This is a genomic window from Brevibacterium salitolerans, assembly GCF_039531405.1.
GTDB classification, from domain to species: domain Bacteria; phylum Actinomycetota; class Actinomycetes; order Actinomycetales; family Brevibacteriaceae; genus Brevibacterium; species Brevibacterium salitolerans.
The window spans coordinates 592260-604554 of sequence record NZ_BAAAPZ010000002.1; the positions used below are offsets into that span (position 1 = coordinate 592260).

Sequence of the window (12295 nt, forward strand, 5' to 3'; positions counted from 1 at the left end):
CTCCCGGCGTGCGTTCAGCGGCGCCGGCGTTAGACTGGCAATCGCACACGTGTTCGAACAGCCATGAGAGCAAGGAGCCGCAGTGATCGCCTACCTCGCAGGCACCGTCCGCGCCGCCCGCGCGGACTCCGCCGTCATCGTCACCCACGGGGTGGGGCGGCAGGTGTTCGTCACCCCGGCGCTGGCCGCGACGCTGACGGAGGGGCAGGAGACGGAGCTCCACACCGAGCTGGTGGTCAGGGAGGACTCGCTCACCCTCTACGGCTTCGACTCCGCCGACGCGCGCTCGGTCTTCCAGACCCTGCTGAGCGTGTCCGGGGTGGGCCCCAAGCTCGCCCTCGCCGTCCTCGGGGTCCTCGGTGCGGACGGTCTGCGGCAGGCTGTCGCCGCGGAGGACGCCGCCGCGCTCACCGCCGTGCCCGGGATCGGGAAGAAGGGCGCGGCGCGGATGCTCCTCGAGCTCGCCGGCAAGCTGCCGGCGGGCACGGCCTCCCTCTCCGCCGCACCCGTGGCGGCAGTGACGCGCGGGGCCGGCGACGAGGTCGTGGACGCGCTCGTGGGCCTCGGCTGGAAGCAGGCCGAGGCGCTGGACGCCGTCGCGCGCGCGAGCGAGTCCGCCCCCTCCGCGCCCGTGCCCGTCCTCCTCCGCGAGTCCCTCCGGATCCTCGGCGGTCGCCTGTGAGTGAGCGCTCCTACGAGATCGACTTCGGGTCCAAGGCGCTCACCGGCGCGGAGGCCGAGCGGCTGACGGCCGGCGGCGCGGGGGAGACCGAGCGGGCGGAGGAGGCCGCGCTGCGCCCGCAGGGGCTCGCGGACTTCGTGGGCCAGCCCCAGGTGCGCGCTCAGCTCTCGCTCGTGCTGGAGGCGGCGAAGGCGCGCGGCCGCACGCCGGACCACGTCCTCCTCTCCGGCCCTCCCGGGCTCGGCAAGACCACTCTGGCGATGATCATCGCGCACGAGATGGGCCGCGGCATCCGGGTCACCTCCGGCCCCGCCATCCAGCACGCCGGCGACCTCGCCGCCATCCTCTCCTCCCTCGAGGAGGGCGAGGTCCTCTTCATCGACGAGATCCACCGCATGTCCCGTGCGGCGGAGGAGATGCTCTACGTCGCGATGGAGGACTACCGGGTGGACGTCATCGTGGGCAAGGGGCCGGGGGCCACCGCGATCCCGCTCGAACTGCCCTTCTTCACGCTCGTCGGCGCCACCACGCGCTCCGGCCTGCTCCCGGCCCCGCTGCGGGACCGGTTCGGGTTCACGGGCCACCTCGACTTCTACTCCGCCGAGGACCTCCACTCCGTCCTCGCGCGCAGCGCCCGCAAGCTCGGCATGGAGACCGAGGAGACGGGCCTCACGGAGATCGCCATGCGCTCGCGCGGTACGCCCCGCATCGCCAACCGGCTGCTGCGCCGCGTGCGGGACTGGGCGCAGGTGCGCGGCGACGGGCGGATCACCACCGCCGCCGCGCGGGCGGCACTGGAGGTCTACGAGGTCGACGCACTGGGGCTCGACCGGCTCGACCGCTCCGTCCTCCGCAGCCTCTGCACCCGGTTCGGCGGCGGACCGGTGGGACTCGGCACCCTCGCCGTGACGGTGGGGGAGGAGGCCGAAACCGTCGAGGAGGTCGCGGAGCCGTTCCTCGTCCGCGAAGGCCTCGTCACCCGCACGCCCCGCGGGCGGATCGCCACCCGTGCGGCCTGGGAGCACCTGGGGCTCACGCCGCCGGACGCGGGTTGACGCCGCCGGAGTGCGAGCTGAGAGCCGCGTCTTAGTGATGCGGAGCTGTTCCCACTACACTTGATATTCGGTCCCGCCGGGACCTCCTCTATCTCTCTTCGTCGGAAGGCGGTCTTCGACCACATGGAAATCCTCCTCATGGTTGCCCTTGGCGCCCTGCTCATCTTCATGATGTTCAACTCGCGGAAGAAGCAGCGCGCACAGCAGGAGAAGCTCGCCACCGGCCTGGTCCCCGGTGCCCGGGTGATGACGTCCTTCGGGGTCTTCGGCACCGTGCTGGACACGGACCTGGAGAACAACAAGGTGACGATCGAGGCCGGCCCCGGCACCGTGCTCACCGTCCACCGGCAGGCGATCGGCACCATCGAGGCCCCCGCCGCCGCGGCCGGGGACGAGTCCGTGGATCTGCCCGCGGACACGCAGGTCCCGGACGATCTGTCCTCGCTGGAGCCGGAGACCCGCGAGGAGAACGGCTCCACGGACGGCGCCGTCCCGTCGGACGAGCAGTCCGACGAGGAGAGCACCGACGACGGGCGTGAGAACGGCCCCGAGGGCTCGGCCCGCGGCTGAGGCCCGACCACCACTCCACCACCTGAAAGCGAAGCTGTGTCCGCACCCTCGTCCCAACCCCGTCCGGCCCGGGGATTCACCTGGCTGGGAATCGTCATCGGCGCGCTCGTCCTCCTCGTGGGAGGAGGGGCGATCTGGTCGAACGCCACCTGGACGCCGCAGCTCGCCCTCGACCTGGAGGGCGGCACGTCCATCATCCTCGAGGCCGAGGTGGAGGACGGCTCGCAGGTGACGAAGGAGCAGCTCGACCAGGCCGTCGCCACCATCCGCCAGCGCGTGAACTCCACGGGCGTGAGCGAGGCGGAGATCAGCACCCAGGGCGATCGCAACATCGTCGTGAACCTGCCGGGCAACCCGGACGAGGAGACGCGGGAGCTCGTGCGCTCGTCCGCGCAGCTCGGCTTCCGCCGCGTGGCCTTCGTCGGCGCACCTGAGCCCGCGGGCCAGGAGGAGCAGGGCGCCGAGGAGGAGGATCCGCTGGGCGACCTCAGCGACGAGGACCGGCAGCGGCTCGAGGACCTCATGGAGGAGACCCAGGCGCCCGAGGCCGGCGGCACGGTGGCGCAGCCCGCGCAGTCCGGGGAGCCCTCCGCGGCGGAGTCGGCGGAGCCGTCCGCTGAGCCGGAGGAGCAGTCCGACGAGCAGCCTGCCTCCGAGTTCGCGGACTCCACGCCGCGCTTCGATCCCACGACCAACACGGACTGGCAGAGCGCGGACCTCATGGAGCAGTTCGCCGCACTGGACTGCACGGACCCGGCCAACCGCACGGGCGGCGACTCCGGGGACCCGGACGGCTTCATGGTCTCCTGCCAGCAGGACGGCGCCGCGAAGTACATCCTCGGTCCGCTCGAGCTCGACGGCTCACACGTCGCGGACGCGGGCTTCGGCTTCTCCTCGACCTCCCAGGGACAGCAGACCAACCAGGTTGCGGTCAACCTCTCCTTCGACTCCGAGGGCACGCAGGTGTTCGCGGACATGACCCGCGCGATCACCGGTCAGCAGCAGCCCTACAACCAGTTCGCGATGGTGCTCGACGGCCTCGTGATCTCCGCTCCCACCTCCAACGCCGTCATCGCGGACGGCAAGGCGGAGATCACCGGCGACTTCACGCTCGAGTCCGCGGAGACGATGGCCAATCAGCTGAAGAACGGCGCGCTGCCCATCAGCTTCTCGGTGCAGAGCGAGGAGCAGGTCTCGCCCACCCTGGGCTCCGACCAGCTGCAGAAGGGCCTCATCGCCGGCGGGATCGGACTCATCCTCGTGGTCATCTACTCCCTCGCCCAGTACCGCGTGCTGGGCCTGGTGACGATCTCGAGCCTGGTCGTGGCCGGCGTGATCACCTACCTCCTGCTGCTCGTCGTCACCTGGCGGTACGGCTATCGGCTCTCGCTGGCCGGCGTGGCCGGTCTGATCGTGGGCCTCGTGGCGACGGCGGACTCGTTCATCGTCTACTTCGAACGGATCAGGGACGAACTGCGCGGAGGCAGACGGCTCACCTCCGCCGTGGAGATCGGCTGGGACCGCGCCAAGCGCACCATCTTCGCCTCGAAGGGCGTGAACATGCTCGGCGCGATCATCCTCTACGTGCTCTCCGTGGGCAGCGTGCGCGGCTTCGCGTTCACCCTCGGACTCACGGTGATCGTCGACATCCTCATCTTCATCCTCTTCACCCACCCCGTCATGCAGGTGCTCGCCCGCACCCGGTTCTTCGGCGAGGGCCACCCTATGTCCGGCATGGATCCCCGGCAGCTGGGCGTGAGCCAGGCGGCTTACCGGGGCGCTCTCAACCTGGATCTCGACCGGGCCAGGAAGGAGGCCGGCCGCAAGAGCGGCTCCTACCGGGAGGCCAAGCGGCGGCAGGCGCGGATGGACAGACGCACGCAGGCAGCGGCGGGTGCCGGCGGCGGGCGCAGCCTCGCGCAGCGCAAGGCCGAGGAAGCGGCGCGCGCCGCAGCGGGCAACGAGCAGGGGGACGACGACCGATGAAGCGATTCCTGTCCTGGGGCAACCGGCTCCACAGCGGCGAGACCTCGATCCCGTTCGTGCCCCGGCGCGGACTGTGGCTGGGCATCTCCGGGCTGCTGTGCGCCCTGTCCCTCGTCATCCCGCTGGTGAGCGGGTTCAACCTCGGCATCGCCTTCACCGGCGGTTCGCAGTTCCAGGTGGACAACGTGACCTCCGCGGATCCCGCGGTGGGTGAGGAGGCGGTGCGCGAGGCCGTCGGCGACGAGAACGTCTCCGCCGTCGCGGGTTCGGACACGTCCGTGAGCGTCACCAGCGACGAGCTCACGGACGCGCAGGTCTACGAGGCGCGCCAGGCGCTCGTCAACGCCTACTCGGTCGAGGAGGCGGACGTGACGTCGACGTTCGTGGGGCCCCAGTGGGGTCAGGACGTGACCGTGAAGATGATGCGTGCGCTCGTGATCTTCGTGGCGCTGGCGATGATCGTCATGGCCGTGTACTTCCGGACGTGGAAGATGTCGCTCGCCGCGATCGTGGGCGTGGTGGCCGTCATGCTCATCACGGTGGGCATCTACTCGGCGACCGGCTTCGAGGTGACCCCGGCGGCGATCATCGGCTTCCTCACGGTGCTGAGCTTCTCGATCTACGACACGGTCGTGGTGTTCGACAAGGTGCGTGAGAACACCGCCGGGTACCGCGACAACGTCCACATGAAGTTCTCCGAGCTCGTCAACCTGGGCATCAACCAGACGACGGTGCGCTCCATCAACACCTCGATGATCTCCGCCCTGCCGATCGGGGCGATCCTCTTCATCGGCGTGTTCATGCTGGGCGCCGGCACACTCGTCGACATCTCGCTCTCGCTGTTCATCGGCCAGATCGTCGCAGGGCTCTCGACGCTGTTCGTCGCCGCCCCGCTCTACGCCGTGCTGCGTGCGCGCGAGCCCGCCGTGAAGGAGCAGGAGGCGGCCGTCGCGGAGCGCCGCCGCGAGCGCGGTCTGCCGGACCGGCCCCCGGTGCTCATGAGCGAGGCGCCGGTGAGCGCGGGCCGCTGACCCGGCCTCCGGTTCCGCCCCGGTGTGCGCTGTGGCATAGCATGAGTGCTCAGGCACGCAGCGAGGGAGAAGGAGGCCGGTCGTGGCACAGATCGACGAGACCACGTCCGCCAGGCGCAGGGGCATAGGCCGGCTGGCGTTCTGGACGGCGCGCTCGCAGCAGGATCCCTCCCGCCCCAAGGCGCTGGGTCCGCTCCTGCAGGCGCTGGAGTCCGCGCACCCGGGCAGCGACACCGAACTCGTCGTGCGGGCGTACCGCACCGCGGAACGCGCCCACACCGGGCAGATGCGCAAGTCCGGCGATCCCTACATCACCCACCCCGTGGCGGTCGCGACGATCCTCGCGGAGATCGGCATGGATCCCACGACGCTGGCCGCCGCGCTCCTGCACGACACCGTCGAGGACACGGACTACTCGCTCGAGGCGCTCACGCAGGACTTCGGCGAGGAGATCGCCGTCATGGTCGACGGCGTGACCAAGCTGGACAAGATCGAGTACGGGGCCGCGGCGCAGTCGGAGACCGTGCGCAAGATGATCGTGGCGATGAGCCGCGACATCCGCGTGCTCGTCATCAAGCTCGCGGACCGGCTCCACAACGCGCGCACCTGGAAGTACGTCCCGGCCTCCTCGAGTTCGCGCAAGGCCAAGGAGACGCTGGAGATCTTCGCCCCGCTGGCGCACCGGCTGGGCATGAACACCATCAAGTGGGAGCTCGAGGACCTCTCGTTCCAGGTGCTCTACCCCAAGGTGTACGAGGAGATCGTCCGGCTCGTCGCCGAGCGCACGCCGGAGCGCGAGAAGTACCTGGGCATCGTCTCCAACGAGCTGGGAGAGGGCCTGGCCGACTCCCACATCGACGCGACGATCTCCGGCCGCCCCAAGCACTACTACTCGATCTACCAGAAGATGGTGGTGCGCGGTCACGAGTTCGCGGACATCTACGATCTGGTCGGCGTGCGCGTCCTCGTGGACTCGGTGCGCGAGTGCTACGCCGCGCTCGGCATCGTCCACTCGAAGTGGTCGCCCGTGGCGGGCCGCTTCAAGGACTACATCGCGATGCCCAAGTTCAACATGTACCAGAGCCTCCACACCACCGTCATCGGTCCCTACGGCCGGCCGGTGGAGATCCAGATCCGGACGCGGGAGATGCACCGCCGTGCGGAGTTCGGCGTCGCCGCGCACTGGAAGTACAAGGACCGCCCCGGGTCGCCGGCCGCGGGAGGCCGGACCGCGAAGGTGGGCGACACCGGCGCGGTGGACGACGTGGCCTGGCTGCGGCAGCTCCTCGACTGGCAGAAGGAGGTGACGGATCCGGACGAGTTCCTCGACAGCCTCCGCTTCGAGGTGAACTCGAAGGAGGTGTACGTCTTCACGCCCAAGGGAGACATCATCTCCCTGCCGGCGGGGGCCAGTCCGGTGGACTTCGCCTACAGCGTGCATACGGAGGTGGGCCACCGGACGATGGGCGCGCGCGTCAACGGGCGCCTCGTCTCCCTCGACTCCGAACTCCACAACGGCGACGTGGTGGAGGTGTTCACCTCCAAGGACGAATCGGCCGGCCCCAGCCGGGACTGGCTGAGCTTCGTGAAGTCCGCGCGGGCCAAGAACAAGATCCGTCAGTGGTTCTCGAAGGAGCGCCGGGAGGAGGCCATCGAGTCCGGCCGGCAGCAGCTGGCCCGTGCGATCCGCCGCCACCGTCTCTCCGCCGAGTCGCTCATGAGCGCAGCCGGCCTGGTGCGGGTGGCGGAGGAGCTCAACCTGCCGGACGTCTCCTCGGTCTACGCGGCGATCGGCAACGGCACCAGCTCCGCGGCGCACGTCGTGGACCTGCTGGCCAAGGAGATCGAGCCGGACGACGTGGACGAGGTGCCGCTGACGCCGTCGAACCGGACGGGGCGGTCGAGCGGCCACCACTCGTCCGCCGACGGCGTGCGGGTCAAGGGGGCGGACGGTCTGCTCATCAAGCTCGCACGCTGCTGCACCCCGGTGCCGGGTGACGCGATCGTGGGCTTCGTCACCCGCGGGGCCGGGGTGAGTGTGCACCGCAGCGACTGCAGCAACCTCGCCTCCATGCGCTCCGAGCCGGAGCGCTTCGTCGAGGTCGAGTGGACCGGCAGCACGCAGGGCGTCTACCTCGTCAACATCCAGGTGGAGGCGCTCGACCGCTCGGGTCTTCTCTCCGACATCACACGGGTGCTCTCGGAGACCCACGTGAACATCCTCTCGGCCTCCGTCGCGACCTCCCGGGCCCGGGTGGCCCAGTCGCGCTTCGTCTTCGAGATGAGCGACGGCAGCCACCTGGACTCGGTGCTCACGGCGGTCCGCAAGGTCGACGGCGTGTTCGACGTCTATCGCGTGAGCGGCTGAGCGCTCTCCGCGAACGCCGCGAGAGCGAGCGCGCGGACGTGTGCGACGTGGGGCCGGCGCCGCATCCCGTCGAGCCAGCGGACGAACCGCAGCCGGTCGCCCGCCGGCACGCGGGCACACCGCTCCCGTGCCAGGGACAGCGGCTCCGCGGACTCGCGGCAGAGGCGGAGCAGGTCGAACAGCGTCCGCTCCGGCGAGGTCACCCAGAGCCCGTCGATGCGCAGGCGCTCCGGCGGCGGCACATCGCGTTCGTAGATGGTGGAGCTCCGCCGCGCCGCCCGCACCCTCCTGCGGGTGAGGGTGGTGAACTCGGAGACGGCGGGGGCGCGTCCCGAGCCGGAGCCCCACCAGATCCATGCCGCGGTGCGATGGGAGGCCGCGAGCTCCGGCCGCGGGGGCTCCGGCAGCGCGGAGGCGCGCAGCCGCGGGTCCTGCACCGTGCCGGCCGGGACCCAGACGTCCTCGGCGAGCCGGTCGAGCAGGCCGTCGCGTTCGAGGGCGAGGAGGCCGGTGCGGGCCAGGGGAGCGCCGGTCCGATGCAGGAGGTCCATGCTCCCACTCTCGTGAGGACCGGCCGGACCCGCAAGAGGGTCCGGCCGATCTGTGGACAGCGCTTCAGGCCGCGGCGGCTCTCAGTCCAGCTCCTGGGCTGACTGCGCGAGCTGCTCGTACCACGCCTGCTTGGTCGCGAGCGCCTCGGAGGCCTTCTCCACCGCCCGGGCATCGCCCGAGGCCTCGGCCCGGGCCAGCTCCGCGCGCAGCTCGGCGAGGCCCTCCTCGAGCTGTGCGAGCATGCCCGTCGCCCGGGCGCGGTGCTCGGGGTTGGAGCGCTTCCACGCGGCGTCCTCGGCCTCGGCGACGGCGCGCTCGACCTCGCGCAGACCGGACTCCATGCGGGAGGCGTCCGCGCGCGGCACCCTGCCCGCGTCCTCCCAGCGCTCCTGCAGATCCCGCAGGGCGGCCTTCGCCCGTGGCAGGTCGGTGATCGGCAGCAGCGCCTGCGCCTGTGCGAGGAGCTCCTCCTTGACGGCCAGGTTCGCACGGTAGGACTCGTCGATCTTCGCGTTCTCCGCATCCCGTGCGGCGAAGAACACGTCCTGTGCGCCGCGGAAGCGTGCCCACAGCGCGTCGTCGTGCTTCCGGCCGGCGCGCGGGGCCGCCTTCCACTGGTCCATGAGATCGCGGTACTTCGCGGCGGTCTCGCGCCAGTCGGTGGAGGTGGAGAGCTCCTCCGCCCGGCTGATGAGCTTCTCCTTGATGCGGCGGCCCTCCGCGGACCGTGCGTCGAGCTCCGCGAAGTGGGCGCGGCGTCCCTTGTCGAAGGCCGCGCGCGCCGCCGAGAAGCGGCCCCAGAGCTCCTTGTCCTCCGCCTTGGGCAGGCGCGGGTAGCCGGACTGGACGGACTTCCACATCTCGAAGAGCTCGCGCATGCGGGCGGCGGAATGCTTCCACTGGATCCGAGCCGGATCCTGCCCGGCGATCTCCTCGGCCTCCGTGACGACCGCGGTGCGGAGCCTGCGGCCCTCGGCCAGGCGCTCCGCGCGCTCGGCGGCCTGCTGCTCCTGCGCCTTCTCCGCACTGGCGACCAGCGCGTCCAGGCGCGCGGCGAGCGCGTCGAGGTCGCCCACGACCGCGGCCGTGGCGAGCTCTGCGCGGTGGGCGAGCGCGGAGGCGCGCACGTCCGCTGCGTCCGCACCGGTCCGGAGGCGGGTCTCCAGCAGGGCCACCTGCTCGACGAGGTCGAGGTGCTTGGCGGCGAAGTAGCGCAGGGCCTCCTCGGGGCCGGCATCCGGATACTGTCCGACCTCCCGCTCGCCGGCGGCGGTGACGAGGAAGACCCGGCCGTCGGCCTCGGCCCGCCCGTGGGCGCAGGCGCGGGCGAGCTCGACCTCCCGGTCGCCGCCGCCGGGCGCCGGGGGCGCGGGGACGGCCGGGCTCCTCCGGTGGGGCGCGGGACCGGGGACGGGGCCGGGCTTGGGAGGCTGCGGGCTGGAGCTCATCGTGTTCCTCGGGTGGTCGACGTCATCGCTGCCCGGGCACGGCGGGTGCGCCGCGGCCCAGGGCACACTCAGCATATCCGTAGGTCATTACACTGGTGCGCATGGAGATCACCGGTGTGCGCGCTGCCCTGCTCGAGGTCAACTGCTACGCGATCGCCGCGGGGGAGGGAGCGCCGGGCTCCGCCTGCGTCCTCGTGGACGCCGGCTACGACTGTGCCGAGGACATGCGGGAGCTGCTCGCCGAGCGCGGGTGGACGCCGGAGGCGGTCGTCCTCACCCACGGCCACGCCGATCACGTCCTGGGGCTCCCGCATCTGCTCGAGGTGCTGGGCACGGACCTGCCGGTCCACCTGGGACGCGCGGACGTCTACCGCCTCGCCGATCCGGCCGCGGGCGTCTCCGCGCAGTTCGCGCAGGCGCTCGCTCCGCTCGCGGCCGGCTGGGAGGAGCCGGCGGTCCGGCCGGTGGACGACGGCGACGTCCTCACCTGCGCCGGTCTCACCCTCACGGCGCGGAGCGCGCCGGGCCACACGGAGGGATCCACCCTGTTCACGGTGGACGACCCGCAGGCGGGACCGGATGCGGGCGAGGCCTCGGTCCTCGTGAGCGGCGACGTCCTCTTCGCCGGCAGCGTCGGCCGCACGGACCTGCCGGGCGGGGACCCGGACGCGATGCGGTCCACGCTCGCCGGGCTGCGGACGCTCCCGGACACGCCGGTGCTGCCGGGGCACGGACCCGCCACCCGCATGAGCCACGAGCTCACCGCCAATCCGTTCCTCTGAGACCGCACCGGCTCACACGCCCCCCCCACCCTCCCCGACACCCACTCGACCTCACCGAACAAGGAGACCTCCTCCCATGGCACGTGCCGCATCGCTGTCCGGCTTCCCGGAATGGCTGCCCGCAGACCGCATCGTCGAGGAGCGGGTGATCGATCTGCTCAAGCACACCTTCGAGCTCCACGGCTTCGCGGCGGTGAGCACGCGTGCCCTGGAGCCGCTGTCCGCGCTGGCCAAGGACGGCGAGATCGACAAGGAGGTCTTCGCCGTCTCCCGTCTGCACGGCGACGGGACGGACGCGAAGAACCCCCTGGGCCTCCACTTCGACCTCACGGTGCCGTTCGCCCGCTACGTCGTGGAGAACGCCGGCCGGCTCTCGTTCCCCTTCAAGCGCTACCAGATCCAGCCCGTGTGGCGGGGCGAGCGTCCCCAGGACGGCCGGTTCCGCGAGTTCGTCCAGGCGGACATCGACGTGGTGGGCGAGGACGCGCTCGCGGAGCACTTCGAGGTGGAGGTGCCCCTCGTCATGGCCGAGGCCTTCGGCCGGCTCTCGGAGCTGGGCGTCCCGCCCGTGCGCATCCTCGCCAACGACCGCAGGCTCATCGAGGGCTTCGCCCGCGGCGTGGGCCTCACGGACATCGCGGCGGTGCTGCGCGGCATCGACAAGCTGGACAAGATCGGCGAGGAGAAGGTCGCGGAGCTGCTCGCGGCCGAGGCCGGGGCGGACGCTCGCCAGCAGGAGCTGTGCCTGGCGCTCGCGCGGATCGAGAGCCCGGACGCCTCCTTCGCGGACGAGGTGCGCGCCCTCGGCGTGAGCCACCCCCTCCTCGACGAGGGCCTCGGTTCGCTGACCCGGCTGCTCGAGGCCGCGCACCGCCGGGCACCCGGCACGGTGTGGGCGCAGCTGAAGATCGCCCGCGGGCTCGACTACTACACGGGCGCGGTCTACGAGACGCAGCTCGTGGGGCATGAGGACCTGGGCTCGGTGGCCTCGGGAGGGCGCTACGACGCCCTCGCGAGCACCGGGAAGCGCACGTACCCCGGCGTGGGGATGTCGCTCGGCGTCTCCCGCCTCATGTCGCGTCTGGTGGGCGCGGACCGGATGGTGGAGTCCACCCGCTCCGTGCCGACGGCCGTGCTCGTGGCGGTCTCCACGGAGGCGGACCGTCCCGCCTCGGACGCCGTGGCCGCGGCGCTGCGCGCACGGGGGATCCCCACGGACGTGGCCCCGGCGGCGGCGAAGTTCGGCAAGCAGATCCGCTACGCGGACCGCCGCGGCATCCCCTTCGTGTGGTTCTGCGACGGGGAGACCGGACACGAGGTGAAGGACATCCGCTCGGGCGAGCAGACCGGCGCGGACCCGGACGTCTGGACGCCTCCCGCCGACGACGTCTGGCCGCGCGTCGAACGGGTCTGACGCCGCCGGCGTCCCCGCCTCACTCGCGGCGGGGACGGCGCGCGGGCGGGTCCGGCGCCAGCGAGCCGTCCGGGGCGATGTGGTCGAAGATCTCCTCGACCATCGTCACGACGTGCGGGTCGTCGACGGTGTAGATGATGCGCCGGCCCTCCCGCCGGGAGCTCACGAGGCCCGCCAGCCGCATCTTCGCGAGGTGCTGCGAGACCGCCTGGACGCTCACGTCGGCCAGCTCCGCCAGGGAGGTGACGTCGTGCTCGTCGTCGACGAGGATGCGCACGATGAGCAGGCGGGTCGCCGAGGACAGCATGCGGAAGGTCTCCGCCGCCACCTCGACCTGTGCCGAGGTGGGCAGGTGCTCTCTCACGCGCATGGCTCTCCCTGTCGTCGTCTCTGCCGCTGTCGTGGGC

11 protein-coding genes are annotated in these 12295 nt (G+C 71.7%); 8 read left to right on the forward strand and 3 right to left on the reverse strand.

The window, feature by feature from the left end:
- Window positions 1-82: 82 nt before the first annotated feature.
- The 6 genes from ruvA to ABD240_RS03785 all read left to right on the forward strand — a co-directional run bounded on the left by ruvA (window position 83) and on the right by ABD240_RS03785 (window position 7692).
- Entirely contained in the window at window positions 83-682 is a 600-nt protein-coding gene (ruvA, locus tag ABD240_RS03760) for a Holliday junction branch migration protein RuvA (protein WP_291798038.1), read from the forward strand.
- Window positions 679-1737, forward strand: a complete 1059-nt coding sequence (ruvB, locus tag ABD240_RS03765) for a Holliday junction branch migration DNA helicase RuvB (RefSeq protein ID WP_344335266.1) — start codon at window positions 679-681, stop codon at window positions 1735-1737. Before ruvA ends, ruvB begins: the two co-directional genes overlap by 4 nt.
- Before the next feature lie 123 nt (window positions 1738-1860).
- On the forward strand, window positions 1861-2307 hold the full coding sequence (yajC, locus tag ABD240_RS03770; protein ID WP_291798043.1) for a preprotein translocase subunit YajC: 447 nt from the start codon (window positions 1861-1863) through the stop codon (window positions 2305-2307).
- Between the two features lie 36 nt (window positions 2308-2343).
- Entirely contained in the window at window positions 2344-4293 is a 1950-nt protein-coding gene (gene secD, locus ABD240_RS03775) for a protein translocase subunit SecD (RefSeq protein ID WP_291798046.1), read from the forward strand.
- Window positions 4290-5324 (forward strand): protein translocase subunit SecF, encoded by a 1035-nt coding sequence (gene secF, locus ABD240_RS03780; RefSeq protein WP_291798049.1) that lies wholly within the window; start codon window positions 4290-4292, stop codon window positions 5322-5324. The genes secD and secF overlap by 4 nt, the downstream gene beginning before the upstream one ends.
- Window positions 5325-5406: 82 nt before the next feature.
- Window positions 5407-7692 carry a RelA/SpoT family protein gene (locus ABD240_RS03785; RefSeq protein ID WP_291798052.1) on the forward strand — a complete coding sequence of 762 codons (2286 nt, stop codon included), beginning with the start codon at window positions 5407-5409 and terminating at the stop codon, window positions 7690-7692.
- Here ABD240_RS03785 and ABD240_RS03790 read toward each other — a convergent pair.
- Both ABD240_RS03790 and ABD240_RS03795 read right to left on the reverse strand, forming a co-directional pair.
- Complete coding sequence (locus ABD240_RS03790) at window positions 7674-8243, reverse strand: hypothetical protein (RefSeq protein WP_291798054.1); 570 nt, start codon at window positions 8241-8243, stop codon at window positions 7674-7676. The genes ABD240_RS03785 and ABD240_RS03790 overlap by 19 nt on opposite strands.
- Before the next feature lie 81 nt (window positions 8244-8324).
- A complete protein-coding gene (locus tag ABD240_RS03795) occupies window positions 8325-9692 on the reverse strand; it encodes a DUF349 domain-containing protein (protein WP_344335272.1) in 1368 nt (455 codons plus the stop codon).
- A 101-nt stretch (window positions 9693-9793) separates the two neighbouring features.
- Here ABD240_RS03795 and ABD240_RS03800 point away from each other — a divergent pair, with 101 nt between their 5' ends.
- Together ABD240_RS03800 and hisS are read left to right on the forward strand one after the other, a co-directional pair.
- Window positions 9794-10474 carry an MBL fold metallo-hydrolase gene (locus ABD240_RS03800; protein ID WP_344335275.1) on the forward strand — a complete coding sequence of 227 codons (681 nt, stop codon included), beginning with the start codon at window positions 9794-9796 and terminating at the stop codon, window positions 10472-10474.
- A 76-nt stretch (window positions 10475-10550) separates the two neighbouring features.
- Window positions 10551-11888: a histidine--tRNA ligase gene (hisS, locus tag ABD240_RS03805; RefSeq protein WP_344335278.1), complete on the forward strand. Its 1338-nt coding sequence runs from the start codon at window positions 10551-10553 to the stop codon at window positions 11886-11888.
- 19 nt (window positions 11889-11907) lie between these two features.
- Here the strand turns inward: hisS and ABD240_RS03810 are convergent, their stop codons facing one another.
- Window positions 11908-12258: an ArsR/SmtB family transcription factor gene (locus ABD240_RS03810; protein WP_291794093.1), complete on the reverse strand. Its 351-nt coding sequence runs from the start codon at window positions 12256-12258 to the stop codon at window positions 11908-11910.
- Window positions 12259-12295 lie beyond the last annotated feature (37 nt).